The organism is Nonomuraea antri, from assembly GCF_013283785.1.
GTDB classification, from domain to species: domain Bacteria; phylum Actinomycetota; class Actinomycetes; order Streptosporangiales; family Streptosporangiaceae; genus Nonomuraea; species Nonomuraea antri.
Map to the genome: position 1 here is coordinate 16,419 of NZ_JABCPZ010000075.1, position 26,954 is coordinate 43,372.

At 72.0% G+C, this 26,954-nt stretch carries 25 protein-coding genes; 15 read left to right on the forward strand and 10 right to left on the reverse strand.

Translation table 11 applies throughout. From position 1 onward, the window contains the following. Window positions 1–84: 84 nt before the first annotated feature. On the forward strand, window positions 85–1,062 hold the full coding sequence (pseB, locus tag HII36_RS24270) for a UDP-N-acetylglucosamine 4,6-dehydratase (inverting) (protein ID WP_173525540.1): 978 nt from the start codon (window positions 85–87) through the stop codon (window positions 1,060–1,062). Next, window positions 1,062–2,198: a DegT/DnrJ/EryC1/StrS family aminotransferase gene (locus HII36_RS24275; protein ID WP_173525541.1), complete on the forward strand. Its 1,137-nt coding sequence runs from the start codon at window positions 1,062–1,064 to the stop codon at window positions 2,196–2,198. Before pseB ends, HII36_RS24275 begins: the two co-directional genes overlap by 1 nt. On the opposite strand, the gene HII36_RS24280 is transcribed toward HII36_RS24275, so the two are convergent. The 3 genes from HII36_RS24280 to HII36_RS24290 form a co-directional block, all read right to left on the reverse strand. Then, complete coding sequence (locus HII36_RS24280) at window positions 2,181–4,112, reverse strand: glycosyltransferase (RefSeq protein ID WP_173525542.1); 1,932 nt, start codon at window positions 4,110–4,112, stop codon at window positions 2,181–2,183. The two genes, HII36_RS24275 and HII36_RS24280, sit on opposite strands and share 18 nt — an antisense overlap. 62 nt (window positions 4,113–4,174) lie before the next feature. After that, the gene (locus HII36_RS24285; protein WP_173525543.1) at window positions 4,175–5,854 is read right to left on the reverse strand and encodes a methyltransferase domain-containing protein; all 1,680 of its coding nucleotides are present in this window, start codon (window positions 5,852–5,854) and stop codon (window positions 4,175–4,177) included. Window positions 5,855–5,891: 37 nt separating this feature from the next. Continuing rightward, window positions 5,892–6,725 carry a hypothetical protein gene (locus HII36_RS24290; RefSeq protein WP_173525544.1) on the reverse strand — a complete coding sequence of 278 codons (834 nt, stop codon included), beginning with the start codon at window positions 6,723–6,725 and terminating at the stop codon, window positions 5,892–5,894. 164 nt (window positions 6,726–6,889) lie between these two features. On the opposite strand from HII36_RS24290, the gene HII36_RS24295 reads away from it, so the two are divergent. From HII36_RS24295 to HII36_RS24345, 11 genes are all read left to right on the forward strand, one after another. Beyond that, window positions 6,890–7,138, forward strand: a complete 249-nt coding sequence (locus HII36_RS24295) for an acyl carrier protein (protein ID WP_173525545.1) — start codon at window positions 6,890–6,892, stop codon at window positions 7,136–7,138. Beyond that, the gene (locus HII36_RS24300; protein ID WP_173525546.1) at window positions 7,113–7,871 is read left to right on the forward strand and encodes an SDR family NAD(P)-dependent oxidoreductase; all 759 of its coding nucleotides are present in this window, start codon (window positions 7,113–7,115) and stop codon (window positions 7,869–7,871) included. Before HII36_RS24295 ends, HII36_RS24300 begins: the two co-directional genes overlap by 26 nt. Next, window positions 7,868–8,014 (forward strand): hypothetical protein, encoded by a 147-nt coding sequence (locus tag HII36_RS24305; RefSeq protein WP_173525547.1) that lies wholly within the window; start codon window positions 7,868–7,870, stop codon window positions 8,012–8,014. The genes HII36_RS24300 and HII36_RS24305 overlap by 4 nt, the downstream gene beginning before the upstream one ends. Further along, a complete protein-coding gene (locus tag HII36_RS24310) occupies window positions 8,014–9,321 on the forward strand; it encodes an AMP-binding protein (RefSeq protein WP_173525548.1) in 1,308 nt (435 codons plus the stop codon). Before HII36_RS24305 ends, HII36_RS24310 begins: the two co-directional genes overlap by 1 nt. Window positions 9,322–9,418: 97 nt before the next feature. Continuing rightward, the gene (locus HII36_RS24315) at window positions 9,419–10,444 is read left to right on the forward strand and encodes a LuxE/PaaK family acyltransferase (protein WP_173525549.1); all 1,026 of its coding nucleotides are present in this window, start codon (window positions 9,419–9,421) and stop codon (window positions 10,442–10,444) included. Beyond that, entirely contained in the window at window positions 10,444–11,652 is a 1,209-nt protein-coding gene (locus HII36_RS24320) for an acyl-CoA reductase (RefSeq protein WP_173525550.1), read from the forward strand. Before HII36_RS24315 ends, HII36_RS24320 begins: the two co-directional genes overlap by 1 nt. Further along, a complete protein-coding gene (locus HII36_RS24325) occupies window positions 11,649–13,817 on the forward strand; it encodes a hypothetical protein (RefSeq protein WP_173525551.1) in 2,169 nt (722 codons plus the stop codon). Before HII36_RS24320 ends, HII36_RS24325 begins: the two co-directional genes overlap by 4 nt. A 105-nt stretch (window positions 13,818–13,922) precedes the next feature. Beyond that, entirely contained in the window at window positions 13,923–15,161 is a 1,239-nt protein-coding gene (locus HII36_RS24330) for a glycosyltransferase (RefSeq protein ID WP_173525552.1), read from the forward strand. Window positions 15,162–15,171: 10 nt separating this feature from the next. Further along, window positions 15,172–15,879 carry a class I SAM-dependent methyltransferase gene (locus HII36_RS24335; protein WP_173525553.1) on the forward strand — a complete coding sequence of 236 codons (708 nt, stop codon included), beginning with the start codon at window positions 15,172–15,174 and terminating at the stop codon, window positions 15,877–15,879. A gap of 1 nt (window position 15,880) precedes the next feature. Further along, window positions 15,881–16,558, forward strand: a complete 678-nt coding sequence (locus HII36_RS24340; RefSeq protein ID WP_173525554.1) for a class I SAM-dependent methyltransferase — start codon at window positions 15,881–15,883, stop codon at window positions 16,556–16,558. A 69-nt stretch (window positions 16,559–16,627) separates the two neighbouring features. Beyond that, window positions 16,628–17,311 carry a polysaccharide deacetylase family protein gene (locus tag HII36_RS24345; RefSeq protein WP_217369894.1) on the forward strand — a complete coding sequence of 228 codons (684 nt, stop codon included), beginning with the start codon at window positions 16,628–16,630 and terminating at the stop codon, window positions 17,309–17,311. On the opposite strand, the gene HII36_RS24350 is transcribed toward HII36_RS24345, so the two are convergent. Further along, window positions 17,308–17,736 carry a winged helix-turn-helix transcriptional regulator gene (locus HII36_RS24350; RefSeq protein ID WP_173525555.1) on the reverse strand — a complete coding sequence of 143 codons (429 nt, stop codon included), beginning with the start codon at window positions 17,734–17,736 and terminating at the stop codon, window positions 17,308–17,310. The genes HII36_RS24345 and HII36_RS24350 overlap by 4 nt on opposite strands. A gap of 79 nt (window positions 17,737–17,815) precedes the next feature. Here HII36_RS24350 and HII36_RS24355 point away from each other — a divergent pair, with 79 nt between their 5' ends. Next, window positions 17,816–19,216 (forward strand): MFS transporter, encoded by a 1,401-nt coding sequence (locus HII36_RS24355; RefSeq protein ID WP_173525556.1) that lies wholly within the window; start codon window positions 17,816–17,818, stop codon window positions 19,214–19,216. Window positions 19,217–19,295: 79 nt separating this feature from the next. On the opposite strand, the gene guaA is transcribed toward HII36_RS24355, so the two are convergent. From guaA to HII36_RS24380, 5 genes are all read right to left on the reverse strand, one after another. Continuing rightward, window positions 19,296–20,843, reverse strand: a complete 1,548-nt coding sequence (gene guaA, locus HII36_RS24360) for a glutamine-hydrolyzing GMP synthase (protein WP_407940828.1) — start codon at window positions 20,841–20,843, stop codon at window positions 19,296–19,298. Between the two features lie 54 nt (window positions 20,844–20,897). Continuing rightward, on the reverse strand, window positions 20,898–21,758 hold the full coding sequence (locus HII36_RS24365) for an SDR family NAD(P)-dependent oxidoreductase (RefSeq protein WP_173525558.1): 861 nt from the start codon (window positions 21,756–21,758) through the stop codon (window positions 20,898–20,900). A gap of 37 nt (window positions 21,759–21,795) precedes the next feature. Next, window positions 21,796–23,289, reverse strand: a complete 1,494-nt coding sequence (locus tag HII36_RS24370) for a DUF885 family protein (protein WP_173525559.1) — start codon at window positions 23,287–23,289, stop codon at window positions 21,796–21,798. A gap of 10 nt (window positions 23,290–23,299) precedes the next feature. Continuing rightward, complete coding sequence (locus HII36_RS24375; RefSeq protein ID WP_173525560.1) at window positions 23,300–24,523, reverse strand: MFS transporter; 1,224 nt, start codon at window positions 24,521–24,523, stop codon at window positions 23,300–23,302. A 234-nt stretch (window positions 24,524–24,757) separates the two neighbouring features. Beyond that, window positions 24,758–25,756: a LacI family DNA-binding transcriptional regulator gene (locus HII36_RS24380; RefSeq protein WP_173525561.1), complete on the reverse strand. Its 999-nt coding sequence runs from the start codon at window positions 25,754–25,756 to the stop codon at window positions 24,758–24,760. A gap of 54 nt (window positions 25,757–25,810) precedes the next feature. On the opposite strand from HII36_RS24380, the gene HII36_RS24385 reads away from it, so the two are divergent. Further along, on the forward strand, window positions 25,811–26,509 hold the full coding sequence (locus tag HII36_RS24385; protein ID WP_173525562.1) for an alpha/beta fold hydrolase: 699 nt from the start codon (window positions 25,811–25,813) through the stop codon (window positions 26,507–26,509). On the opposite strand, the gene HII36_RS24390 is transcribed toward HII36_RS24385, so the two are convergent. Next, window positions 26,506–26,954 (reverse strand): pyridoxal-phosphate dependent enzyme (locus HII36_RS24390; protein ID WP_328807857.1); only part of this gene is annotated, 449 nt, incomplete at its 5' end. The two genes, HII36_RS24385 and HII36_RS24390, sit on opposite strands and share 4 nt — an antisense overlap.

Genomic DNA, 26,954 nt, shown 5'->3' on the forward strand with positions numbered 1-26,954 from the left:
TGACCGTGCGTCATCAATTGCTCGCGCTATGCTACCGCCCAGCTTGGACGACTACACCGCGTAAACGCGATTTCAGGGGGCCGCGTGAGCATTCTCAGTGGATCGTCGATTCTGATCACCGGAGGCACGGGGTCCTTCGGCAAGGCGTTCATCCGTCACGCGCTCGACTCGCTCGGCGTGCGGCGGCTGGTCGTCTTCTCCCGCGACGAGCTCAAACAGTACGAGGCCCGCCAGCTCTTCGGCGACGACGAGCGCACGCGCTGGTTCATCGGCGACGTCAGAGACAGAGAGCGGCTGACCAGGGCCATGCACGGGGTCGACCACGTGGTGCACGCCGCCGCGCTGAAGCAGGTCGACACCGCCGAGTACAACCCGTTCGAGTACGTCCGCACCAACGTCGCCGGGTCACAGAACGTGGTCGAGGCGGCGATCGACTGCGGCGTGCGCAAGGTGGTGGCGCTGTCCACCGACAAGGCGTCCAGCCCGATCAACCTGTACGGCGCCACGAAGCTGGTGGCCGACAAGCTGTTCGTGTCCGCCAACCACTACGCGGCCGGGCACGCCACCCGCTTCGCCGTGGTCCGCTACGGCAACGTGGTGGGCAGCAGGGGCTCGGTGGTGCCGTTCTTCCAGCGGCTGGCCGCGCAGGGCGACAGCCTGCCGATCACCGACAAGCGCATGACCAGGTTCTGGATCACGCTCGACCAGGCCGTCAGGTTCGTGGTCGACTCCTTCGACCTGATGCAGGGCGGCGAGCTGTACGTGCCGCGCATCCCGAGCATGCGCATCACCGACCTGGCCGAGGCGCTGGCGCCCGACAGCCCGGTCTACGAGGTCGGCATCAGGCCGGGCGAGAAGCTGCACGAGGAGATGATCGGCCCGGACGACGGCCGCAGGACCCTGCGGCTGACCGACCGCTACGTGGTGCAGCCCACCATCGCCACCTGGGGCTACGTGCCGCCGCAGATCGGCGAGGAGCTGCCGGAGGGCTTCGCCTACCGCTCCGACACCAACGACCGGTGGCTGTCGGTGGACGACCTGCGCGCCATGGTGAGTGCCTGATGTTGCCCTACGGCCGCCAGTCGATCGACGAGTCCGACATCGAGGCGGTGGTCGAGGTGCTGCGCGGCGACTGGCTGACCACGGGTCCCGCGGTGGCCGCGTTCGAGTCGGAGCTGGAGCGCTGGACCGGCGGCGTGCCCTGCGTGGCGGTCACCTCGGGCACCGCCGCCCTGCACGTCGCCTACGCGGCCGCCGGGGTCGGGAACGGCGACGCCGCGTCGGACGAGGTGATCACCTCGCCGCTGACGTTCGTGGCCACGGCGGCCACGGCCGCGCTGCGCGGCGCCCGGGTGCTGTTCGCCGACGTGCAGCCGGACACCGGCAACCTCGACCCCGAGGCGGTGGCCGCGCTGGCGTCGTGGCGGACCAGGGCGATCACCGCGGTCGACTACGCCGGCCACCCCGCCGACTACGACGAGCTGCGCGCCGTCGCCAAGCGGGCGGGTGCCGTGCTGATCGCCGACGCGGCCCACTCCATCGGCGCGGCCTACAAGGACCGGCCGGTCGGCTCGGTCGCCGACCTGACGACGTTCTCGTTCTTCCCGACCAAGACGGTGACCACCGCCGAGGGCGGGGCCGTGGCCGTCAAGGACCCGCTCAGGCACGCCGCGGCGGCCAGGTTCAGGAACCACGGCCTGGTCAGAGATCCGGCCGAGCAGCGCGACCCGGAGCACGGCGGCTGGCACCAGGAGGTGCACGAGTTCGGGCTGAACTACCGGCTGCCCGACGTGCTGTGCGCGCTGGGCCTGAGCCAGCTGCGCAGGCTCGAACGCTTCCGCGCCCGCCGCGCCGAGCTGGTCGCCCGCTACCACCTGCTGCTGCGCGACGTGCCCGGGCTGACCCTGCCGGCCGAACGCGCCTACGTCACCCCGAGCTGGCACCTGTACCCGGTCAGGGTCGGGGGCGGGCGCCGCCGCGAGGTGTACGAGCGCATGCGGGCGGCGGGCATCGGCGTCCAGGTCAACTACATCCCGGCCTACTGGCACCCGGTGTTCGAGGACCTCGGCTACCGGCGCGGCATGTGCCCGCGGGCCGAGGCGTACTACGCGGAGGAGTTGTCGCTGCCGCTGTTCCCCGACCTGTCGGACGGGCAGCAGGAGCGGGTCGCGGAAACGCTCTCAGCCATCCTCGGCTGAGGGTTCGGCCAGGGGCTCCGGCCGGGTTTCCCGCTCGGCCAGCAGCAGGCCGCCGTCGTCGGAGCGGTCGATGAGGAACCGCCGCTCGGCGACGGTCACCACCGGCCGCTCCTGGGTCTTCAGCAGCGGCCGGATCGGCTTGCCCTGGTCGATGACGACCTCCCACCACGATTCGTCCCCGACGGCCTCGTCGATGCCGGCCAGCGGCACCCGGGCGCGGAAGTCGCGTCCGTCGAGGGTGACCGGGAAGTACATCTCCTCGCCGTCGTCCTTGCGGACGAGTCTGAGCACCGGCTCGCCGTCGCCCACGTCGCTGATCCGGCCGGCGAAGACCAGGTCGCCGTCGTCCACGCGGCATTCCCCGATGAGCGCCTCCGCGCGCCGCAGCCGGATCCCCCAGGAGCCCTTGGCGGTGCGTACCGGCACCAGCCACACGCCCGACCTGCGGCGCGGCGCCGGGACCAGGGGCGGCTGCCAGCGCGGCCCGCCCACCTTGCCGTCGAGCCTGAGCCCGGGACCGCGCAGGTGCACGCGCAGCTCCCAGTGCCCGCGCCGGGCGAGCTGGGCGGGCGTGAGCACGTCGGGGTCGAACGCGAAGCGGAACGGGAAGGCGTGCTCCGGCGCCTGGTCGCCGCTGTCCAGCTCGACGTTCTCCCAGGTGGCCGTGACGCTCTCGTCCGACAGCGGGACGATCTCGCCGGTCTTGCGCTCCTCCAGCCGGAGTCGGACCCTGACCCGGCGCAGCTCGGTGGCGTCGAACCGGCCGAGCGCCACCCGTCCGGCGCCGGTGAGCACGCCGTCCCGCCACTCCAGCGCCGTCAGCCTGGCTTTGACGCCCAGCTCGCCCGACACCTCCGACAGGTGTCCAGGCAGGTCCGGGTGGTGCCCGTACCAGCGTTTGCGCAGCAGGCCGGCGGAGCTGACGCGCGGCTGCAGATGCCCGGCGCGGGCCTGCTCGAACACCTCGGCCAGGTCGCCGAGCCGGCGCCGGTGCAGCAGGTGCACCTGCAGCCGGTGCTCGAACGGGATGCTCAGCCAGGACTCCGGCGCCACGCCGTCGAGATAGCCGACGATCAGGTCGAGCAGCGCGGGATCCGTCCGCTCGCCGAGCCTGGCGACGGCCTCGACGGCCACGCCCAGGTCGATGTCCAGGGTGTCGCCGTCGAAGTCCGGTTTGAGCTGCGGCGCCGCCGCCTCCAGCAGCGCGGACGTCTCCAGCACCGACAGCATCCTGTCACGCAGGTTGGCCGGCTCCAGGCGGCGCTGGGTGATCGAGGAGCCCGGCTCGTCGCGCTGCCGCCAGTGGTAGACGACCTTGGGCAGCACGTCCACGGCCGACGCCCCCACGTGGGCGCGGATGGCGACCGGCTGGTCCTCGTACATGCGCTCCGGGAAGCTGAGACCCAGTCCGTCCCAGAACGAGCGGCGATACACCTTGTTCCACAACATGCGGTCGCGCACCAGCAGCGGATGCCGGGTGATGTGCGTGCCCTTCATCGGCTCGGCGAACGCCTCGCGGTGCGCCCACGACGGCATGAGCAGGTTCCGGTAGAGCCGCATGACGTTTCCGCAGGCCAGGTCCGAGCCGGAGGCTTCGAGCGAGGAGACCAGCCGCCTGAACGCGCTCGGCGGCACCGTGTCGTCGCCGTCCACGAAGGCCAGGTAGCGGCCGGTCGCCTCGCGCACGCCGACGTTGCGCGCCCGGCCGACGCCCCGGTGCTCCTGCCTGATGAGGCGGATCCGCGGGTCCTGCCCGCGCCTGGACTGGACGAGGGCCGGGCCGCCGTCGTCGCTGCCGTCGTCCACGCAGATCACCTCCAGGTCGGTGAACGTCTGCGCGGCGATGGAGTCCAGGCAGGGGCCGAGGTACTTCTCGACGTTGCGGAACGGGACGATCACCGAGAGAACCGGCACGTGAGCTCCTCTTCTTGGGCCTGACGGCGCTGCTGAGCGGGGGCCTGCGGTCCGGGGGACGTTCAGCCGGACAGCAGGCGGATGACGCGGCGGGCGACCTTGCGCGGGCGGGCCAGGCGGCGCGAGAGCCGGTAGCCGAGCGTCCGGCGGTAGGCGGTGGCCCTGCGCTGCGTCCTGCGCAGCTTGGCCTTGGCCCTGACCAGCTCGCGCTCGCGGTAGGACAGCTTGGTCTCCAGCCTGGACACCCTGGCCAGGGCCGCGGTGAGCTGGTCGGCCAGCCGGTCGCGGGCGCCCAGCAGGTCGCGGTAGGTCGGCGCGGACTCCGCCAGCTCGGCCGGCCGGCCCAGCTCGGCGTCGAGCTTGCGTGCCAGGTCCAGGTCGCCCTGGTCGCACGGCTGCCCGGCCATGCCGCACAACGTCAGCGTGAGCTGGTCCGCCTCCAGCGGCCACGGCCAGGGGTGGTGGTGACCGGCGGCGAGCAGGCGTACCGCGAAACGCCACAGGATCCCGCACAGCACCACGCGCGGCTCGGGCCGCGCGCCGATGCGACCGGCCAGGCGGCTGCCCGCCGGGCCGCCGGATGCGGGGCTGATCGCGGAGAAGCGCTCGCCGTCCCAGACCAGGCTGTCGATGGCGCCCTCGCCGCCGTCTCCCACCCACGCGGCCAGGTGGCCGAGCAGGTCGCGCACGGCCTTGACGTCTTCACGGGCGCACGCCTCGACCAGGATCTCCGCCACGACACGACCGGCAGGGATCGGGCGTTCCTCGCCGTCGGGCAGGCGGCGGGTGCCCGACGTGGTCAGCTCGTGCACCACCGAGCCGTCCTCCCACGCCTCTTCGAGCAGCCCGAACGGGAGATCCAGCCCGCTCGCCTCGCAGTCGGGACGAACCGGCGAGACGTCGTCGTCTTCCTGCGCCGGGCGGGTGGCCACGGTCAGCCAGAGCGGGGCCAGTTCCTCGCCCAGCCGGTGCCTGAACACCAGCCGGGTCAGCCGCAGCGGGTCGGCCACCAGCATCCGGTCGCCGCCCCTGGCGCTGAGCGGGAACGTCAGCGCGTCGGGCAGGCCGCCGGCCAGCGCCTCCCTGGACAGCAGCGCCCGCGGCGCCCGGCGTTCCGGGTAGGCGGCGTAGCAGCGATGCACGCGCAGGCCCGCCGCCTCCAGGCCCCGGTCCAGCGCCCGCGGGCCGCCGGGGTAGCTCGGGTCGAAACCGTGCGGCGCCCACTGGTCGTCCGCGCCTTCCCGATCGGCGGGCCTGGCCTCGACGAACCTGTCGACGCCCAGGTCGTTGCGCACGCCGAGCACCAGCCGGCCAGCCGGCGCGACCAGCCCGGCCAGCGCGGCCAGCGACTCGCGCCAGGCCGCCGCCGGCGCCTCGGCCGAGTGCGTGCGCCGCAGCCCGTCGAGCGCGAGCACCAGCTCGTACGACTCGCCGGCGGTGAACTTCTCCAGCCGGCCGCAGTGCACGGCCAGCTCGGGGTGCCGCTCGCCCAGGTCACAGGCGTCCGGGTAGGACCGCAGCAGCAGGGACACCGAGCCGGCCCGCGCCACCACGTCGTCCACCAGGGTCCGCGGGTGCGGCCCGACCATCAGGACCCGGCCGCCGGGCGGGATCATCCGGCTGATCAGCTCCAGCGCCACGCCCCGCCAGTCGATGCCGCCGGCCGCGTCGGACATGTCCGACCAGAGCAGCATCTCTCCGCCGATGAGCCGGACGTTCCCGGGTGCCTCGTTCACCTGCATCGCCCCCGCCTCCACCGGACATGCTCCGGTGCCCCGTTCATGCGCATCGCACCCGCTTCCATCCGAACATTCGCCGTAGTTCCTCCGGTGTCGCCTGATACTCGAATCCCAGCTCGCGCCTGGCCGCCTCCATGGCCGCCCCGGGATCGACCCGGGCGCCGTGCAGCTCGGGCCAGAGCCGCAGCCGCCGCGCCGTGCCCCCGTACTCGGGGCGTTCGTCCTCGAGCTGCATCGGGTCTCCGTAGACGGCGATCTCACAGCCCACCGAGGCGCCGTAGAACAGCGCGCTGCCCAGCCGGTTGGAGGCCACCCTGCGGTGCCGCCGCAACTGCTTGAGCTGCCTGGTCAGGAAGTCGCGCCCGGTGGCCTCCCAGCGGGAACCGCGCTCACCGTGGCAGATGACGCGAAAACCCCGTTCCTGGTAAGCCCGCCTGATGTCGGGATTCGCATATTCCAGCCAATAAAGACAGACCGTCACCGGTTCCGTCTCAACTTCTCCGATTTCTGCGGCGAGCCGGGCGTGGTCGCCGCTGACGGAATGCTTTTCCCAGCCGTGAAAGGGATACCAGATCGTGCCCCTGCGTTCAGCGGTCCGGCCGAGATCGGGTTCCAGGTCGAGAAGGTAGATCCAGGGCGCGCCGATGAGGTAGTGCCCTCTCCTGCCCATCGACCAGCCGCGCCTGCGCAGCACGTCCGACCAGATGAAACGGGGGTAGCCGGGGCTGCACCAGTGATCGTTCGGCGGGAAACCGTGCAGGTAGTTCCACCCGTGCTGGAGGAATCCCTGAATGCGCCTCGGCGTGTCGTCGGACAGCCCGCAATATCGTCCGAGAATGCGGGAGTGTCCGTACCAGTGGTTGGATTCGTCCATTGTTTTCCCTGTAGTGGTTGGCGTGCCCTATCCCACGTTCGCAGCCCCGCGGGCTCGCTCCGCGCGGTTATACGCTTCCATTACCGGGGCCGGGTTCTTGGTTTCTGTTGGCTCTCTTTCACCGCTACACTACGTCGTGGCTTGAAGACAGAGAGTGAGTGATCATGAGTCATCTCGAGCGCCTGCGGGTCGTCTTCCGCTCGTCGTTGAGCCTCGCGCCCGACGCCGACGTCGACGGCCTCGAATACCGGGCCATCCCGCAGTGGGACTCCCTGGCCCACATGTCGCTGATCGCCGCGATGGAGGACGAGTACTCCATCATGATCGACACCGACGAAATGATCGACATGAGCTCGTTCGCCAAGGCGGCCGGGCTGCTGGAGAAGCATGGCATCGGCGCCGCTGCCGTCTGACGGCCGCGTCGCGCTGGTCACCGGGTCCACGAAGGGCATCGGCCGGGCCATCGCCGCCCGGCTGGCCGGCACCGGCCACACCGTCGTCCTGCACGGCCGCGACGCCGAGCGAGCGGCCAAGGCCGCCGCCGAGGTGGCCGCGGAGACCGGCGGCGACACCGACTCCGTGCACGGCGACGTGTCCGCGCCCGGCGAGGTCTCGGCCGCCATGCGTCGCATCTACCAGCGGCACGGGCGGCTCGACGCGCTCGTCGTCAACGCGGGCGTCCACGCGGCCGGCGTGCTCGGGCTGGTGCACACCGACACGATCGACCGGCTGTTCTCGGTCAACGCCGTCGGCGCCACCCACACCCTGCAGTCCTCGCTGCGGCTGCTGCGCCGGGGCGAGGCGCCCGCCGTGGTGCTGATCTCGTCCGTGATGGGCCTGCGCGGGGGCTTCGGCCAGGCCGTCTACTCGGCCGCCAAGGCCGCGCTGGTCGGTCTCACGCTCGCCGCCGCCAAGGAACTCGGCCCGGCCGGCGTCCGGGTCAACGCGCTGGCGCCCGGCTACATCCAGACCGACATGCTGGCCACGCTCGACGAACACGCGCGCGAATCCGTCGTCGCCGCGACCCCGCTGGGCCGGCTGGGCCGGCCGGGCGACGTGGCGCACGCCGCGGCGTTCCTGCTCTCGCCGGCGGCCGGCTTCATCACCGGCCAGGTGCTCGGCGTCGACGGCGGGCTCGTGCTGTGAGCCGGAGCGTCACCCCGGCCGTGCCCACGAGCCGCCTGCCCGCCCCGCTGGCCAGCCCGCGCCGCGCACCGCTCGCCGCCTCGCGCAGGGTCCTGCTCGCCGGTCCGCGCCGCGTCCTGCTCGTCACCTCAGGAAAGCCGTGATGTTCCCACACCCACAAGCCCGGCTCGTCGTCGCTGGAGATCAGGAGGGCCTCCGCGGCGACGAGCTGGTCAGCGCCGTTTCGCGCACCGCCGATTCGCTGGTGCGCCTGCGCCCCGGCCCGCTGTTCTGCGGCATGCGCAACGACCTGGCCTCCGTGCTGCGTTACCTGGCCGCCTTCCAGCTCGGCCGGCCCGTGGCACTGCTCGACCCCGACCTGTCGGCAGGCGCGCTCACCGAGCTGGCCGCCCGGTTCAGGCCGGCCGCCATGTTCGGCTTCGCGCACTCGGCCGACGGCTCGCCCGCCGCGCGCGGCGACGCGCCGCCGCCCCATCCCGACCTCGCCGTCCTGCTGGCCACGTCGGGCTCGACCGGCAACCCGAAGCTCGTCCGCCTGTCGCGCACGGCCGTGCTGTCCAACGCCGTCGCGATCGCCACCGCGCTGGCCATCGGCCCCGGCGAGGTCGCGCCGACCAGCCTGCCGCTCTACTACAGCTACGGCCTGTCGGTGCTGAACAGCCACCTGGTGGCCGGCGCGACCGTGATGCTGACCGACGCCGGGCTGCTCGAACGCTCGTTCTGGACCCATCTCGACGCGCACCGCTGCACCTCGCTGGCCGCGGTGCCCTACCAGTACGAGATGTTGCGCAGGCTGCGCTTCGACCCGGCGCAACACCCCGCGCTCGCCACGCTCACCCAGGCCGGTGGCCGGCTCAGGCCCGAGCTGGTCACCGAGTTCGCCGCCGGGGCCGAGCGGTTCTACGTCATGTACGGCCAGACGGAGGCCACCGCCCGCATCACCGTCCTGCCGCCGGACCGGCTGGCCGACAAGCCGGGCTCGGTCGGGCGGGCCATCCCCGGCGGCCGGCTCACCGTCCACGACGGCGAGATCGTCTACCACGGGCCGAACGTCATGATGGGCTACGCGGAGACCGCCGCCGACCTGGCGCTGGGCGACACGCTGGGCGGCACGCTGCGCACCGGCGACCTCGGCCACCTCGACGACGAGAGCTTCCTGCACGTAACCGGCCGGGTCAAGCGCATCGCCAAGGTGTTCGGGGTGCGGGTGAACCTCGACGACGTCGAACGCGCCCTGCGCGACCACGGCCCGGTGGCCGCCACCAGCGGCGACGACCGCGTCACTGTCTGGGCCGAGGGCCTCGACGCGGCCGGCCGCACCATGCTGGCCCGGCGGCTGGGGGCGGAGCTGCGGCTGCACTGGAGCGGGTTCGACGTGCGGGCGGTCGACCGGCTGCCGCTGCTGGCCACCGGCAAGATCGACTACTCCGCCCTGGAGGCCAGCACATGACCCCGCCCCCGACCCCATCCCCGACGTGCGCCCGTCGGCCGCACGCCGCCCGCCTTCTCCAGGGAGCCGGTGCCGTCGGTCCGGGCCGGTGCCGGTGGTGAGTGTGTTCCGGTTGACCGAGGCCGAGCGGGAGGCGCGGCTGGTGCCGGAGCTGGCTGCGTTGACCGAGCGGCATCGCGAAGCCTGCCTGCCGTACCGCCGCATCCTCGACGCCATCGGCGCCGCGCCGCCCTACGACCGGCTGGCCGACCTGCCCTGGCTGCCGGTGCGGCTGTTCAAGACGCACGAGCTGCGCAGCGTCCCCGACGACCAGGTCTTCCGGGTGCTGACCTCCAGCGGCACCACCGGGCAGCAGCCCAGCCGCATCCACCTCGACCGAGAGGCCGCCGCCGCGCAGCCGCGGATGCTGGCGGCCACGGTGCGGGCGGTGCTGGGCGAGCGGCGGTTGCCGATGCTGGTCGTCGACAGCAGGTCCGTGACCCGCGATCCCACGCTCAGCGCCCGGGGCGCGGGCGTGCTCGGCATGATGAACTTCGGCAGAGACCACACGTTCGTGCTCGACGACCAGGGGCGTCCCGACGCCGAGGCGGTCAAGGGGTTCCTGGCGCGGCACGGCGGTGAGAAATTCCTGGTGTTCGGGTTCACGTTCATGGTCTGGCTGTACCTGCGCGAGCTGGGCCTGGACCTGTCGAACGGCGTCCTGATCCACTCCGGGGGCTGGAAGCGGCTGGCCGAGCAGGCCGTGGACAACGCGGAGTTCCGCCGCCGCCTCCACCAGGAGTGCGGAATCACGAAAATTCATAACTTCTACGGCATGGTCGAGCAGATCGGGACCATCTTCCTCGAAGGCCCCGGCGGCGACGGCCTCTACTGCCCCGACTTCGCCAACGTGGTCGTCCGCGACCCGGTCACCTGGCAGGAGGCCCCGACCGGCGTCCCGGGGGTGATCGAGGTGGTGAGCACGCTGCCGACGTCGTATCCCGGCCACGTCCTGCTGACCGAGGACCTCGGCGTGGTGCACGGCGTCGACGACGGCGCCTGGCCGGGCAAGCGGTTCTCGGTGCTCGGCCGGCTGCCCAGGGCCGAGGCCAGGGGCTGCAGCGACACCTTCGGGCAGGCGTGATGCTGGAGATCCTGTTCCCCGCGTCCCGGCCCGTCCCGGTGGATCTCCTGGTCGACCGGCTGGCCGCCGAGCCAGGACCGGCCACGGGCGACGAGCGGGTGCGCGACTTCCTGGCCGCGTTCGGCCGCAGGCTGCTGCGTCCCGCGCTGGCCCGCCGCCATCCCGAGCTGGGCTCGCTGGGCTTCTTCCTGCGGGCGAGCGAGCTGACCCGCGCCGTCGAAGGGCTGCGCGGCGAGCACGTACGCGTGCCGCGCGGCCTGGTCTTCCACGTGCCGCCGGCGAACGTCGACACGGTGTTCGTCTACTCCTGGGCGCTGTCGGCGCTGATGGGCAACCGCAACGTGGTCCGCCTGTCGCCCCGGGCCGGCGCGGTGTCCAGGGCCATCGTCGACACGCTGAACGAGACCCTGGCCGGCGCCGATCCGGTGGTGGCCGCGACCCAGCGCATCGTCTCCTACGACCGCGACGACACCGTCACCGCCACCCTGTCGGCGGCCTGCGACCTGCGGGTCATCTGGGGCGGCGACCGTACGGTGGACGAGATACGCAAGCATCCGCTCGCCCCGCACGCCCGCGACCTGACCTTTCCCGACCGCTCGTCCTTCGCCGCGGTGCGGGCGACGGCCTGGCTGTGCGCGCCGCGCTCGATCCGGGTGGCCACGGCCGAGGGGTTCGTCAACGACACGTACTGGTTCGACCAGGCGGCCTGCTCGTCCCCGCGCACGGTGTACTGGGTGGGCGCGCCGGGCGACTGCGAGGCGGCGCGCGGCGACTTCGCCGCGCTGCTGGCCGAGGCGGTGCGCCGGGCGGGCTGGACGATCGAGCCGGCCATGGCGGTGGAGAAGCAGGTCGGCACGTACGGGCTGGCCGCCGAGGGGCACGCGGAGTTCATCGACGACCCCACCGGCCCGGCCACCCACGTCGGGCTGGCCACCAGGCAGGCGCCGCGCCGCTGGCTGGGCACGGGCACGTTCACCCACGCCAGGCTCGACAGCCTGACCGACCTGGTCCCGCTGGTCGCCAGGCGCGACCAGACGATGACCCACTTCGGCTTCCCGCGCGCCGACCTGGAGGCCCTGGCCAGGGCGCTGGGCGGGCGCGGCGTCGACCGGATGGTGCCGATCGGCGGCGCGCTCAGCTTCCACCGCGTCTGGGACGGCGTCGACCTGCCCACCGAGTTCACCCGCCTGGTGACCGTGACCCGATGACGCTCGCCGGGGAGCAGGCGCCCGCCAGGCCCGCCGCCGCGCGACCGGCGCGCCGGTGGCCCGGGTGGGTTCCCGTCCTGCTGCTGGCCGCGGGCACCGCGGGGGTGCTGCTGCACAGCGGGGTTCCCGGCCGCGATCTCGCCGCGTTCGCCCTGTACGTCGGCGCCGGCGTGCTGCTGCCCGGCACGCTGCTGTGGCGCCGGCTGACCGGGGGCGGGCGCACGCTGCCGGAAGACCTGGCCGCCGGGCTGGCCCTGGGATACGCGGTCGAGGTGCCCGTCTACCTGGCGGCCCGGGCGGCGGGTCTCCCGATGCTGGTCGCGGCCTGGCCGGTGGCGGTGGTGGCGGCGTTCGCCGCGGCGCCCGGGCTGCGCGGGCACTGGCGGGGCCGGGCGAGCAGGGAACGGGTGCCGCCGTGGTGCTCGTGGGCGTTGTGCGGCGTCGTCGGCTTTCTCGTGGTGTGGAGTGCGTTGTCGCTGTACCGGGTGCCGGTGACCGGCGCGTACGTCGACATGCCCTACCACCTGGCCCTGACCGGCGAGATCAGGCACCACCTGCCGCCCGAGGTGCCGTCCGTGCTCGGCGAGCGGCTGTTCTACCACTGGTTCGTCTACGCCGACATGGCCGCGACGAGCTGGGTCACCGGGGTCGAGCCGGTCCGCCTGGTCTACGGGCTGTCGGTGTTGCCGATGATGGCGGCGATGGTCGTGCTGGTGGCGGTGATCGGCCGGCGGGTGTCCGGGCGGTGGTGGGCCGGGGTGGCCGCGGTCGGGGTCACGTACTTCCTGTTCAGCCCGGTGCTCAGGGAGGGCGTGGCGTTCACCGCGCGTTCGCTGTTCACCGCGTGGGCGAGCCCGACGCAGACGTTCGGCGCGCTGCTGTTCGCCCCCGTCGTGCTGTTGCTGATCAGCGATGGGCGGCGGGGCCGGTGGGTGGCGCTGGGCGTGCTGCTGGTGACGCTGACCGGGGCGAAGGCCACGTTCCTTCCCATCCTGCTCGCGGCGGCGCTGTTCACGTTCGTGCTGCGCCGCGAGCGGGTGTGGCTGATCCCGGCCGCGATGGCGCTGGTCTGCCTGCTGGGCGCGCAACTCGTGCTGTTCGGCCGGGGCGCGCAGGGCATGGCGGTCACCCCGTTCGCCGCGATGCGGGTGTCGTGGGGCGAGATGGCCGGGCTGAGCGGGCCCGAGGTGGTCGCCGCGCCGCTCACGCCGCTGATCGTGCTGGCCTGCGTGCACCTGTTCTGCCTGGCCTGCGTGTGGAGCGGGGTGCTCGGGCTGTTCGGGCGGCGGCCTGATCCCGGGGTGGTGTTCCTGCTCGGGATCGGGCTGGCCGGGATCGGCGCGATGCTGCTGCTCGGGCATCCGGCCGAGGCGCAGCTCTACTTCCTCGAAGCGGCCCGGCCGTACCTGTCGATCGCGGCGGTGTGCGGGGTGGTGGCGGCGCTGCGGCACCGGCGGGTGCCGTGGGCGGTGGCCGGCGGGCTGACCGTGCTGGGGGCGGCGGTGTCGGTGGCGGCCGCGCGGCTCCCGGTGCCCGGCGGGGCGCTGCAGCAGGTCGCGCTGCCGTACCTGCTGCCCGCCGGGCTGGCCGGGCTGGTGCTGACGTTCTGGCGCAAGGGGCTGGTGCTGGGGCTGATCGGGCTGCTCACCGGCTACGCGCTGCCGACGTCCGCGCGAGACGTGGTCGCGCAGGCCACGCCGCGGCCGCCGGCCGGGCAGCTCATCCCGGCCGGGGCGCTGGAGGCCGGGCGCTGGCTGCGCGACCACTCCTCGCCGGACGACGTGGTGGCCACCGACCTGCACTGCCGTCCGACCGGCAGCAGGAACTGCGACAGCAGGCACTTCTGGATATCCGGGTTCACCGAGCGGCGGGTGCTGGTGGAGGGCTGGGCGTACGCCGAGAGCACGCTGTCGCGGGTCAGGCTGTTCGAGCGGTCCTACTTGGCCGTGCCGTTCGCCGACCAGGCCAGGCTGGCCGCCAACGACGAGGTCTTCCTGCGCCCGTCCGCGGCGGCCGTCACGCGCCTGGCCACGAGGTACGGCGTCCGATGGCTGTTCACCGGCGTCAACCCGGCCCTGGACGGGTACGCCCGCCTGCGGTTCAGGAACGGCGACTCCTCGGTCTACGAGATCGCCCCCACCCGGGCCGAGTCCGTGAACAGGTAAAGCTCTGTCCCGTTCACGGCATGGCGAAGCGCAATCGCCCGCGCCGCACTCGACGTCCCGAGCACCATTTCGATGGACCCGAGGCCACAACCGATCAGGAACCCTATGGACACGCGTGCCGCCATGGACCCGAGCCCTGACACCCACCCACTCGTAGGGGCGGCCAGGCTGGCGACCGTCGACATCGTCATCCCGGTGCTCAACGAGGAACGCGCACTGCCCGGCTGCGTACGCACGCTGGCCGCGTTCCTCGACGACTCCTTCCCGCTGCCGTGGCGCATCACGATCGTCGACAACGGCAGCACCGACGGCACCTGGCCGATCGCCACCGCGCTGGCCGGTGAGCTGGAGCGGGTGCACGCCCGCAGGCTCGACATCCGCGGCCGGGGCGCGGCGCTGAAGGCGGCCTGGCGGGAGAGCCCGGCCGACATCGTCGCCTACATGGACGTCGACCTGTCCACCGATCTCGGCGCGCTGTTCCCGCTGGTGGCCTCGATCGCCAGCGGGCACTCCGAGATCGCCATCGGCACCCGGCTGTCGCGCAGCGCCCGCACGCTGCGCTCGGTCAAGCGCGAGGTGGTCTCGCGCACCTACAACGCCCTGCTCAGGTACGGCTTCGGCGCCGGTTTCAGCGACGCCCAGTGCGGCTTCAAGGCCGTCAGGTCGGACGTGGTCAGGCCGCTGCTGGACCTGATCGAGGACGACGCCTGGTTCTTCGACACCGAACTCCTGCTGCTGGCCGAGCACAACGGGCTGCGCGTGCACGAGGTGCCGGTGGACTGGATCGAGGACACCGACTCCAGGGTCCGGGTCGCCAAGACCGCGTGCGACGACCTGAAGGGCCTGGTCAGGGTGGCCTGGACGATGTCCACCCGGGGCGCGGCGGTGGACGTGCGCCGGGCCGAGCTCACCCCGACGCACCCGGACGCGGTGCTGGCCAGGCCGCGCGCGGTGACGCTGGCCAAGTTCGCCTCGTTCGCGCTGATCGGGGTGTTCTCCGCGCTGCTCTACGCGGCCATCTACCTGCCGCTGCGCGAGGTCTGGTCGCCCGCGCTGACGAATCTCGGCGCGCTCGTGCTCACCGGCCTGGTCAACACCGAGGCCAACCGCCGCTGGACGTTCAACCGGCTGGGCGGGCGCAGGACCACGATGCACTTCCGGGCCATGGTGACGTTCCTGGCCAACTACGCCCTGACCACGCTGGCCGTGCTCGGCCTGCACGCGACCGTGCCGAGCACCGGCCACGTGCTGGAGGTGGCCGCGGTCGTGGCCACGTACTGCCTGCTCACGCTCATCCGCTTCACCGCACTGGACCGCTGGGTCTTCTCCCCTACGAGGAATTGACGTTCACACCATGGAAACCACAGAGATCCGCCGTCTCGTCGCGCTCGAGGACACCCACTGGTGGTACCGGGAGCGACGGGCCATCCTGCGCAGGGAGTTGCGCGGCATGGGACGTCCCGGTCAGGCGCTCGACATCGGCGCCGCGGGCGGCGGCAACACCCGGGTGCTGGTCGAGGCCGGCTGGGACGCCACCGCGACCGACTTCAGCCACACGGCCGTGGACGTCGCCAGGGAACGCGGGCTCAAGGCCGTCCAGGCGGACGCGCGGGCGCTGCCGTTCGAGTCGTCCGGGTTCGACCTGGTCACCGCGTTCGACGTGCTGGAGCACGTCCAGGAGGACCATCTGGTCGCCGAGGAGATCGCCAGGGTGCTGCGGCCGGGCGGTCGGGTGCTGATCGCCGTCCCGTGCGACATGTCGCTGTGGTCGGCGCACGACGACGCGGTCGGGCACGTGCGCAGGTACGACCGCGAGACGCTGACCGCCGCGGTCGAGAAGGCGGGGCTGAGCGTGGAGCGGGTCTGGAGCTGGAACGTGCTGCTGCGCCCGGTGGTGGCCTGGCACCGGCGCCGGTCCACCGGCAGCGATCTGCAGGAGACGCCGGCCCTGGTCAACGCGGGACTGTCGGCGGTGGTGGCGGTCGAGCGCTACCTGCCCGTCAGGTCGTTCCGCGGCGTGTCGCTGTTCCTGCGGGCCCGGCTCGATCGACGGGAGGCGTGAAATGTCCCTCATCCATGACCACCAGGTGTTCGACCGGCGGCAGCTGCTGCGTGACGCGTGGCGGCTCTACGCGGGCGCGCCGGCCGCGCTGCGGGTCAAGCAGCGGCTGCGGGTGCTGGTCTGCCCGTTCGAGGAGACCATCGGGTTCGTGCCGGAAGGCTCCACCGTGCTGGACGTCGGCTGCGGCTCAGGCCTGACGCTCGGCCTGATGGCGGCACGCGGACGGCGGATCGACGGCCACGGCTTCGACCCGTGCCCGGTCGCGATCGGGCTGGCCAACGACATGGCGGCCGGGATCGGCGACACCGGGTCCACGCTGAGCTTCGAGTACCGCGACGCCCGTTCGCGCTGGCGTGACCGCACCTACGACGTGGTCCACATGCAGGACGTCATCCACCACGTCCCGGCACCTTCGCAGCGCACCGTGTTCGACCGGGCGTGCGCGTCGGTGCGGCGCGGCGGCGTGTTCATCTACAAGGACATGAGCGCCCGCCCGCTCTGGCGCAACGCGGCCTGCCGGCTGCACGACGTCGTCATCGCCCGTGAGTGGATCAAGCCGGTGCCGATCGCCAGGGTCGAGCGCTGGGCGGAGGAGAACGGGCTCAGCCTGGAGGTGTCCAAGACCGCGCACCGCGCGGTGTACGGCAACGACCTCAGGGTGTTCCGCAAGCGGCTGTGACGCGAGACCGGCGGGCGGGCCGGGGGTCTCGTAATCGGAGCGCGACGCGGAAGCCCTAGGCTTTGCCGTGTGCTGATTCACGGCTTGCTCGCGACGTCGCTGGCACTGACCGCAATGCCCGCCGCCGAGGCCCAGGCTCAGGCGAGGGTCGACTGCGCCAAGGCCAAGTGCCTGGCGCTGACCTTCGACGACGGCCCGGGCGAGACCACGCCGAAGCTCCTCTCCGTGCTGCGCAAGGCCGGCGCGAAGGCCACGTTCTTCCTGGTGGGCAAGCAGGTGGAGCGGCGGCCGCAGGTGGTGAAGAAGACACTCGCCGACGGGCACGCGATCGGCAACCACACCTACTCGCACCCCTCGCTGCCCACGCTCTTCGACCACGAGATCACCACCGAGCTCAAGGTCACCCAGGCGCTGATCGAGGAGGCCACCGGTCACACGCCGACGATGTTCCGGCCGCCGTACGGGCACACCGACACCAAGGTGCTCGAAGCGGCCGACGACGCGAACCTGGCGCAGGTGTTGTGGACCGGCACCACGCTCGACTGGAAGCTGCGCGACGCCAGGAAGATCAAGGCGGCCGTGCTCAGGCTGGCCAAGCGCGACGGCGTGATCCTCATGCACGACACCGTCCCGCAGACCGTGCAGGCCATGCCGGAGATCGTCAAGGAGCTCAAGAAGCGGGGCTACACGCTCGTCACGGTTCCGACGCTGCTGCGGGGTAAAGGCCCTCGTCCGGGAGTGAGCTACTTCTAGAGCGCGACGGCCTCCTGGCGGGTGTCGTAGCGCTGTCGCGAGGCCGCCACGCAGGCGCTGTGCTTGATCGACCAGTTGGTGAGCGTCAGCATCGCCTCGTACAGCTCCAGGGCCATCGGCGTGGCCTGGTATTCGACCTTGGGCGGCACCGTCGGGTAGACCGTGCGCTCCAGCAGCCCGTCGCGTTCCAGGTTGCGCAGCGTCAGCGTGAGCATGCGCCGGCTGATGCCCTCGATGAGCCTTTCGAGGTGGGTGAACCTGACCGGCCCCTCGGACGCCGCGACCACGATCTGGATCGCCCACTTGCCCGCGATCTTGTCCAGGATCTCGCGCGGCGGGATCGGGCACAGGCCCTGCTCGATCATCGCTCTGGCGTCGTCCAGCGTCCTGAGCTGCTCTGGTACAGCGGTGTTCCTCTGGGACATCAAAGTGCCTTCTTCCGGTAGACCTCGATGGTCACACATCATGGCCACTGTTACAAATCGTGCACTAAGGAGCATGGCCATGAAGAACAAGTGGGCCGCGTTCGCCTTGCTGGCGGCCACCCAGTTCGTCCTGATCCTCGATCTGACCATCGTGAGCATCGCGATGCCGCCCATGGGCCGGGAGCTGGGGATGTCCGCGCAGGACCTGTCGTGGACGACCACCGCGTACTCGCTGGTGTTCGGCGGGCTGCTGCTGCTCGGCGGGCGGTTGTCCGACTACGTGGGCCGCCGCCGGATCTTCGTCGCCGGCATGGCGTTGTTCGCCGTCTCGTCGCTGGTCGGCGGGCTGGCCGAGTCGGGTGCGCTGCTGATCGCGGTGCGCGCGGTGCAGGGCCTGGCCGGCGCGCTGGTCGCCCCGGCCGCGTTGTCGCTGGTCATGACCATCTTCAAGGACGACCCCGCGCTCAACAAGGCGATGGGCCTGTGGGGCGCGGTCGGCGGCGTCGGCGGCTCGGCCGGGGTGGTGCTGGGCGGGCTGCTGACCGACTGGTTCGGCTGGCGGTCGGTGTTCCTGGTGAACGTGCCGATCGGGATCGTGGTCTCGCTGCTGGCCTTCCGGCTGCTGCCCGCGGCCAGGTCCGAGTCCCGGGTCGCCGGGTTCGACCTGGCGGGGGCGATCACGTCCACCGGTGGGCTGGCGCTGCTGACGTACGCGCTGGTGGACGCCGCCGAGGCGGGCTGGACCTCGGCCAGGACGCTGGGCATCGGCGCGGTGTCGATCGCGCTGCTGGCCGCCTTCCTGATCGTGGAGAAGCGCTCGGCCGGCCCGCTCGTCCCGCTGAACGTCTTCCGCAGGAAACAGCTGCGGGCGGGGAACGTGCTGATGTTCCTGGTGGCCGCGGCCATGCAGCCGGTGTTCTTCCTGCTCACGCTCTACACCCAGCTCGTGCTCGGCTACAGCGCCACCCAGTCCGGCCTGTCCATCGTGGCCATCTCCGTGACGATCGCGCTGACCGCCTCCACCCTGGGCGGGCGGGTGCTCACCCGGTACGGCCTGCGCACCACGGCAGCCACCGGCATGGCGTTCATCACCGCCGGCGCGGCGCTCTACCTCCGGGTCGACGTCGGCGGCGATTTCCTGGTCGATCTGCTGCCGTCCGAGCTGCTCACCGGATTCGGCTTCGGCCTGCTGATCGTCGCCGCCACCGTCGCGGCCACCGCCGAGGCGTCGCCGGCGGAGTCGGGCATGGTGTCGGGCCTGTTCAACGTGACCACGCAGGTGGGCATCTCGGTCGGCATCGCGGTGCTGGTCTCGATCGCGGCCGGGGTCAGCGGCGGCTCGACCGTGGCGGCCGACCTCGTGGCCGGCTACCGGATGGCCTTCCTGGCCGCCACCGTGCTCTCGGCCGTCGGCCTGGTCGCGGCGCTCACGCTGCTGCCCAGGCACACGCCGGTGAGCCGGGAGCCGGTCGGCGTGTGAGCCCCACCGGGGAAAGCGGGTGAGCCTCACCGGGGAAAGACGGAGGGCCGGGAACCGTGCGGTTCCCGGCCCTGCCGTGTCATTCCCACTCGATGGTGCCCGGGGGCTTGCTGGTCACGTCGACCACGACCCGGTTGACGTCGCTCACCTCGTTCGTGATGCGCGTGGAGATGCGCGACAGGACGTCGTAGGGCACCCGCGCCCAGTCGGCGGTCATCGCGTCTTCCGAGGTCACCGGACGCAGCACGACCGGGTGCCCGTACGTGCGGCCGTCGCCCTGGACGCCCACCGAGCGCACGTCGGCCAGCAGCACGACCGGGCACTGCCAGATCTCGCGGTCGAGCCCGGCCCGCGACAGCTCTTCGCGGGCGATGGCGTCGGCCTCGCGCAGCAGGTCGAGACGGTCCTTGGTGACCTCGCCGACGATGCGGATGCCCAGGCCGGGGCCGGGGAACGGCTGGCGCCAGACCATGGCGGAAGGCAGGCCGAGCTCTTCGCCGGCCCGGCGCACCTCGTCCTTGAACAGCGCGCGCAGCGGCTCGACCAGCTTGAACTGCAGGTCTTCCGGCAGGCCGCCGACGTTGTGATGCGACTTGATGTTGGCGGTGCCGGTGCCGCCGCCGGACTCGACCACGTCGGGGTAGAGGGTGCCCTGCACCAGGAACTCGACGGGGCCGTCGGCCATGATGGCGCGCTGCTCGTCCTCGAAGACGCGGATGAACTCGCGCCCGATGATCTTGCGCTTCTCCTCCGGGTCGGAGACGCCGGACAGGGCCTTGAGGAAGCGGTCTTCGGCGTCGACCACGCGCAGCTTGACGCCGGTGGCGGCGACGAAGTCGCGCTCGACCTGCTCGGCCTCGCCCTTGCGCAGCAGGCCGTGGTCGACGAACACGCAGGTGAGCCGGTCGCCGATGGCCCGCTGGACGATCGCGGCGGCCACCGCGGAGTCGACGCCGCCGGACAGCGCGCAGATGGCGCGGCCGTCGCCGACCTGCTCGCGCACGGCCTCGATGGAGTCTTCGACGATGTTGAGCATGGTCCAGGTGGGGCGGCAGCCCGCGGCGTCGAGGAAGTGCTTGAGCACCGCCTGGCCGTGCTCGGAGTGCAGCACCTCGGGGTGGAACTGCACGCCGTACAGGCCGCGGCCGGGGTGCTCGAACGCGGCGACCGGCGTCTCGCGCGTGGAGGCGGTCACCGCGAAGCCCTCGGGGGCGGCCGAGACGCTGTCGCCGTGGGACATCCAGACCCGCTGGGTGGCCGGCAGCCCGGCGAAGATGACGCCTTCGCTCAGCACGTCGAGCGAGGTGCCGCCGTATTCGGCGACGCCGGTGCGCGCGACGGTGCCGCCGAGCGCCTGGGCCATGGCCTGGAAGCCGTAGCAGATGCCGAACGTGGGCACGCCGGTGGCGAACAGCCCGTGCGGGACGGCGGGCGCGCCTTCGGCGTAGACCGAGGACGGGCCGCCGGACAGGATGATCGCCTTCGGGTTCTTCGCCATCATCTCCTCGACCGGCATCGTCGAGGGGACGATCTCGGAGTAGACGTGGCACTCACGCACCCGCCTGGCGATGAGCTGCGCATACTGCGCGCCGAAGTCGACCACGAGCACTGTGTCGAATTCAGACACCGAGAGAACCCCCAAAAAGGCGAATGCGGTACTCCCAGTGTATCGGGCCGGGCATTACTCCCGGCCGGAGCCCGCCGGATCGGCGGCGTCGATCGTGGGCAGCGGCGGAAGCCGGCCGGAGAGCAGGGTCTCGGTCTGCCGGCGCAGGCGATCGGCGTACTCGGGGTGGGTCAGGAGCAGGAACCGTTCCTCGTGGATGGCCTCGACCACCAGGTCGGCCACCTGGGAGGGTTCGATGCCGCCTTCGAGCACGTGATCGATGATCTCCTGCGACTCGGTCTCGTCGCTGCTGCGGAGATTGGACAGGTCGGGCGGCCGGACCCGGGCGGAGTCGTTGATCCGGGTCTTGACCCCGCCCGGGCACAGCGCCGTGACGCGCAGTTTGGACCCGGTGACGGCGAGGTCCTGGGCGAGCGACTGCGAGGCGGCCAGCGCCGCGTACTTGCTCACCGAGTACGTGCCGAACCACGGCGCGGCGAACAGCCCGGCCACCGAGACGGTGTTCACGATGTGCCCCTCGGTGTCCTGTTCGATCATGCGTGGCACGAACGCCCTGATGCCGTGCAGCACGCCCCACAGGTTCACGCCGAGCAGCCAGGAGAAGTCCTCCTCGGACCTGGTCCACAGGTGCCCGCCCTGGAAGACGCCGGCGTTGTTGCACAACACGTGGACGGCGCCGAGCTCGCCGAAGGTCCGGTTGGCCAGGTGCCTGACGGCCGCCGCGTCGGAGACGTCGGTGACCTGGGTGAGCACCTTGGCGTCCCCGGCCAGCGCGGCCGTCTCCGCCAGACCGCCCGGATCGACGTCGGCCAGCATCAGCGACATGCCCTCTGCGGCGAACCGCGTGGCCAGGGCCCGTCCGATCCCGCTGGCCGCGCCCGTCACGACGGCGACCTTCCCGGAGAGTTCCCGCACCGCAGACCTCCCTAGCGCTCGCTCGGCGCCTCCGACGCTACAGGATGGCGTCGATCAGTCCCAGAGGCGGCGAACCCAGGTCGAGCAGGGCCTTGTGGAAGCGCTGCAGGGTGAACCCGGCGCCCCACTCCTTGCGCGCCCGCTCACGCAGGTCCATGATCATCAGCTTGCCCCAGGTGTAGCGCCCGTACGTCGGGTCGAACGAGGCGCGCCTGGCCTCCGACAGCGCGGCGGGGCCCGCCAGGTGGGTGTCGGACGCGAAGCGCCTGGCGCCGTCCTCGACCGTCATCTGGCCGGTGTGCACGCCGATCGCGCAGGCCAGCCGGGTGACGCGGATCAGCGCCTCCACCCAGACGCCGATCTCGAAGCGCGGGTCGTCGGACTCGAAGCCCTCCTCCACGCACAGTTCCTCGGCGTAGTGCGCCCAGCCCTCGATGAACGACATCGACTGCAGCAGCCGCCGCACGTCCGAGGGGGCCCGGCGCAGCGCGCGGGCGTGCGAGAAGTGCCCGGGGGCGACCTCGTGCACGTTGATCGCGGGCAGCGTGGTGGCGCTGAACACCTCCAGCCACTCCTCCTGCTCCTGCGGCGACCAGGACGCGTCAGGCGGGGTGATGTAGTACCAGGACGGGCCCTCCGGCTCGCCCGGCGAGTTCCACGCCATCATCGCCATCGCCCAGCGGCGCGACTCCGGCGCCAGGCCGACCTGGCATTCGCCGTCGTGGTAGGGCACCAGGTCCTTCTCGCGGGTGAACGCGATGGCCTTCTCGGTGCCGATCCTGGCCGCCTCGATCACGCCGTCGGCGTCGGGGTGGTCCTTGACCAGCTCGCGGACGACGTCCAGCGGGGCGCGGCCGGTGTGGCCGAGCTTGGCGCACGATTCGGCGAGCAGGGTCATGAGCCTGTCGCGCTCGGCGTCGGCGCGCTCGGCCAGCTTGCCGAGGTCGACGTCGAGCCCCTCGCCCGAGCCCATCAGATCGGCCAGCGCCCGGCCGCCGAGCGCGGCGTCCCGGTCGCCTTCGGCGGCGGCCCGTTCCACGTGCGCGACCAGGCGGGCGTGGGCGCGCAGCGCGGACTCGTCCGTGACCCCGGCCGCCAGGCCCTTGACCGCGCCGAGCAGCGACGTCGCCACCGGCGCGGTGAGCTGGTCGAGCGAGTCGACCGCGCCCGCGACGGCCTCCGGCCACAGCGCCAGGTGCGCGGCCTTGGCTGCGGCCCGCTCCGGCTCGGGCGCGTAGTCGCGGTCGTAGCAGGCCAGGTCGAGGTTGGACAGGTGGACGAGCGGGTTCTTGCGGTGCAGCTCCAGCTCGCCGAACTGGGTGCGCAGGCTCTCTTCGAAGACCTGCTGGTGCCTGGCGTCGTGCGCGTCGGCGGGCGCGGCGCCCGCACCGAGCCGCGCCAGCCCGTCGCGCACGCCCTGGGGGGACAGGTCCTGGATCTTGCCGTCGTATTCGTGCCTGCCACCGCCCTCGCGTGCCTCCGCGACCATCAGGTCGGTGATGGCGCGGAGTCTGGCGTCGAGTTCAGTCATGCCGCCGACGCTAACGCACGCCCTTGATCTTGAGGACCCCGACGGCGCCGATCAGGCTGACCACGATGCCCACGACGAACAGCGACGCGTACCCGCCCTGGGTCACCACGAAGGCGGCGACGGCCGGGGCCAGGATCTGCGGCCCGGCGTTGGCGATGTTGATCACGCCCATGTCCTTGCCGGCGTCGGCCGCGTCCGGCAGGACCTTGGTCACCAGCGCCATGTCCACGGCCAGGTAGATGCCGAACGCGATGCCGTGCGTGACGTTGTAGACGATCATGCCCTCGAACGTCGGCAGGAACAGCGGGACGGCCAGCGTCACCGCCGAGCTGAGCCCGGCGATCAGCGCGAACAGCCGGAACCTGCCGATCCTGTCGGAGATCGGGCCGATCACCAGAACCGCGGCCAGCGTGGCCACCTGCCCGATGAGCATCAGGACGGCCATCTTCGGCACGACCTCGGCCTTGGGGATCTTGATGAACTCCTCGAGCAGGAACAGGTTGAAGGTGAAGATGATGAAATATCCCAGCATGACGCCGAAACGGGACACGAAGGCCCAGGTGAAGTTCGCGTTCCTGAGCGGCTTCACGAACGCCGCCATGAACTCGCCCAGCCGGAACGGCTCGCGCGCCAGACCCGCCGAGGACGTGTCCGGGCTGGCGAACACGATCAGCACGGCCGCCACCGCCAGCACCACCATCACCACGTAGTACGCGCCACCGGCGGCGAGCTGCGGGAAGCTCATGAACATCAGCGCGCCGGCGATCGTCGCCACCGGCGTGCCCAGCCCCACCAGCGCCGAGAACGTGCCGTAGCGGCGCGGCGGCACCCGGTCGGGCAGGATCGCCGTCACGGCGGCCTGGTAGCCGTTCATGATGGTCTGGACGCCGGCCCAGCTGATGCCGAGCATGAGCACGCTGGCCGCGTTCGCCTGGGCCAGCAGCGCCAGCACGCCGATCGCCACGCAGCCGAGGATCCACGGCGAACGGCGGCCGAAGCGGGAACGGGTGCGGTCGGAGATCTGGCCGAAGACCGGGTTGGCGATGGTGGCCATGAGCGGGCCGATGGAGTTGGCCAGGCCCAGCGCGGCGACGTCGTTCACGCCGGTGATGCGCTGCACGTGCACGGGCAGGACGAACGCCCCCACGCTCATCCACAGGAACATGACGGCTACGTTGGCCAGCGGAAGTGTCAGGTAGAGCGGGCCCAGGCGGCGGGTTTCCGTTTTGACCATGGGGGGACCTTTCCAGAGCGTGGTGATACGTATCACCGACGATTGCTCTGGACTGTAGGTCGCCGGTTCCGCGCTGACAAGGGACGCGTCCAACTTGTTACGACCGCCCCGGCGGCCGGCACGCAGGCACTGCCGCAGGCCGGCTCAGGCGCTGCCGCGGGACCGGTTCGGGCGCTGTCGCAGGCCGGTTCGGGCGCTGTCGCGGGACCGGTTCAGGCGCTGCCGCAGGCCGGTTCAGGTGCTGTCGCGGATCACCAGCCGGGGCCGGAACAGGTTCATCACCGCGCCGGGCACGGCCTCCCTGACCCCGCGGACCAGCTCGTCCATCAACGCCACCAGCTCACCAGGGGTGGCGGTCGCGTCGAAGTGCACGGTCGTCAGCCTGGGACGCATCAGCCGCGCCAGCGGCAGGTCGTCCGCGCCCACCACGGCCACGTCTTCAGGAACCCGGATCCCCGCGTCCTGCAACGCGCTGATCAGCAGCATCGCGTACTCGTCGTTGTAGGCGAAGATCCCGTCGGGCAGGTCGGCGCCGGCCGCCACCCGACCGGCCTCCTCCTCGGAGAACGCCAGGTCGATGCGCTCGGCCTCGGGCACGACCTCTCGCACCCCGGCCCACCGCGCCAGCCCCATGCGGTCGATGCCCTCTTCCCTGGGCACGATCGCGGCCAGCCGCCTCCTGCCGCGCTCCACCAGGTGACGGGCCGCGGTGGCGCCGACGGCCCGGTGGTCCATCACCACGGCCGGGACGAGCTGCGAAGGCTCGTCGGCGAACCCGACGATCGCCCGCGTGCCCGAGGTTCTGAGCAGGTCGACCGCGGACTTGGTCAGCCGGTCGGCGTCGACGAGCACCGCGGCCGGGCGCAGCCCCACCCAGCTCTTGGCCGCCGCCACGCCCTTCAGCCGCCGCTCGCCGTACTGGACGAGGGTGTAGCCGCGGGCTCTGAACTCGTCCTCCATGGCGTCGAACAGCTCCTGGGCCAGGCGGCCGACCCTGGCGCGGGAGAGCGGGATCAGCACGATGCCGCTGCGGCCGGTGCGCAGCGTGCGGGCGCTGGCGTCGGGCACGTAGCCCAGCCGCGCGGCGGCGTCGCGCACCCGCTGGCGGGTCTCCTCGCTCACGCGGGCGTGCGGGTTGTCGTTGAGCACGTAGGAGACCGTGGCCTGCGAGACGCCCGCGGCCCTGGCCACGTCGACGCTGGTCGGCGGGCGGCCTGCTCTTGTCCCTTCCATCGCTCGGATGGTATCAAGCGCTTATACGTATAAGCACCGGAAGGATTTTCCCTCATGAAGCTGCACACTTGCGAATGGGGCGACGGCGACCGCGTGGCCGTGCTCATCCACGGCATCATGGCCGACCATCAGTGCTGGTGGCGGGTGGGTCCCGAGCTGACCGCGCGCGGATACCGCGTCATCGCCGTGGACCTGCCCGGACACGGGCTGAGCCCGCGCGCCGACGACTACCCGCCGGACCTGTTCGCAGAATCCGTGCTGGAATCGGTGCCCGCCGCTCCCGAGCTAGCCATCGGGCACTCGCTGGGCGGCCTCACGCTCGCCCTGGCCGTGGACGCGCTCAGGCCGGCCCGCGCCGTCTACTCCGACCCGGCCTTCCGGCTGCCGGTCACGGAGGGCGGGGTCCCGATGGCCGAGACGTTCGCCGGGCTGAAGGACCAGACGGCCGAGCAGATCGCCGCCGTCCACCCCGGGTTCTCGGCCGACGAGGTCGCCGTCGAGGTGCAGATGCTCAAGAACTGGGACCCGCGTACCGCGCTGTCGGTCGGCCGGGCCACCGGCACGGACTTCACGCCCGCCGCCGCCGTCCCTTCCCTGGTGCAGGTGGCCGACCCGAGCTTCCTGGTCTCGCCCGGCTTCCAGGACGAACTACGCGGCAAGGGCTTCGAGGTACGCGTGGTGAAGGGCGCCGAGCACACCATTCACCGGCACCTGTACGAGGACTTCCTCACCGGCCTGGACGGCTGGATCTAGCGCTCGCGCAGCTCACGCTCGTACGGGGCCGGGTCGAGACCCTTCTGGACGGCCCAGCCGTCGTCGTGGCAGGTGGCCAGGTGCCGCTCGTGCGCGTCGCCGATCAGCGACACCACCGTGCCGCCCTCGCCCCGGGCGCGCAGGCGCTCGACCAGTTCCAGCGCCGCCCAGAGCGCGGTGCCCGACGACGCGCCCACCGGCAGGCCCGTCACCTCCCTGATGCGCCGGGCCGCCGCGACGGAGGCGGCGTCGGGCACCGGGATCACCCGGTCGACGAGGTCGCCATGGAAGCCCGGCTCGACGCGCGGCCGGCCGATGCCCTCGATCCTGGACGGCATGCCGGTCGCGTAGTCGGAGGCGTCGAGGGTCCAGCCGGGGAAGTACGCCGAGTTCTCCGGATCGGCCACCGCCACCCGGGTGCGCAGGCCGTGCTTCCGCGCCCACC

Bases quoted from the DNA above. Each gene is read 5' to 3' on its own strand.
- HII36_RS24320 (WP_173525550.1), top strand. From the start codon at position 10,444: ATGCTGGAGATCCTGTTCCCCGCGTCCCGGCCCGTCCCGGTGGATCTC.
- HII36_RS24285 (WP_173525543.1), bottom strand. From the start codon at position 5,854: ATGCAGGTGAACGAGGCACCCGGGAACGTCCGGCTCATCGGCGGAGAG.
- HII36_RS24330 (WP_173525552.1), top strand. From the start codon at position 13,923: ATGGACACGCGTGCCGCCATGGACCCGAGCCCTGACACCCACCCACTC.
- HII36_RS24335 (WP_173525553.1), top strand. From the start codon at position 15,172: ATGGAAACCACAGAGATCCGCCGTCTCGTCGCGCTCGAGGACACCCAC.
- HII36_RS24385 (WP_173525562.1), top strand. From the start codon at position 25,811: ATGAAGCTGCACACTTGCGAATGGGGCGACGGCGACCGCGTGGCCGTG.
- HII36_RS24380 (WP_173525561.1), bottom strand. From the start codon at position 25,756: ATGGAAGGGACAAGAGCAGGCCGCCCGCCGACCAGCGTCGACGTGGCC.
- HII36_RS24375 (WP_173525560.1), bottom strand. From the start codon at position 24,523: ATGGTCAAAACGGAAACCCGCCGCCTGGGCCCGCTCTACCTGACACTT.
- HII36_RS24290 (WP_173525544.1), bottom strand. From the start codon at position 6,725: ATGGACGAATCCAACCACTGGTACGGACACTCCCGCATTCTCGGACGA.
- HII36_RS24300 (WP_173525546.1), top strand. From the start codon at position 7,113: ATGGCATCGGCGCCGCTGCCGTCTGACGGCCGCGTCGCGCTGGTCACC.
- HII36_RS24350 (WP_173525555.1), bottom strand. From the start codon at position 17,736: ATGTCCCAGAGGAACACCGCTGTACCAGAGCAGCTCAGGACGCTGGAC.
- HII36_RS24295 (WP_173525545.1), top strand. From the start codon at position 6,890: ATGAGTCATCTCGAGCGCCTGCGGGTCGTCTTCCGCTCGTCGTTGAGC.
- HII36_RS24275 (WP_173525541.1), top strand. From the start codon at position 1,062: ATGTTGCCCTACGGCCGCCAGTCGATCGACGAGTCCGACATCGAGGCG.
- HII36_RS24340 (WP_173525554.1), top strand. From the start codon at position 15,881: ATGTCCCTCATCCATGACCACCAGGTGTTCGACCGGCGGCAGCTGCTG.
- HII36_RS24370 (WP_173525559.1), bottom strand. From the start codon at position 23,289: ATGACTGAACTCGACGCCAGACTCCGCGCCATCACCGACCTGATGGTC.
- HII36_RS24310 (WP_173525548.1), top strand. From the start codon at position 8,014: ATGTTCCCACACCCACAAGCCCGGCTCGTCGTCGCTGGAGATCAGGAG.
- HII36_RS24355 (WP_173525556.1), top strand. From the start codon at position 17,816: ATGAAGAACAAGTGGGCCGCGTTCGCCTTGCTGGCGGCCACCCAGTTC.
- HII36_RS24325 (WP_173525551.1), top strand. From the start codon at position 11,649: ATGACGCTCGCCGGGGAGCAGGCGCCCGCCAGGCCCGCCGCCGCGCGA.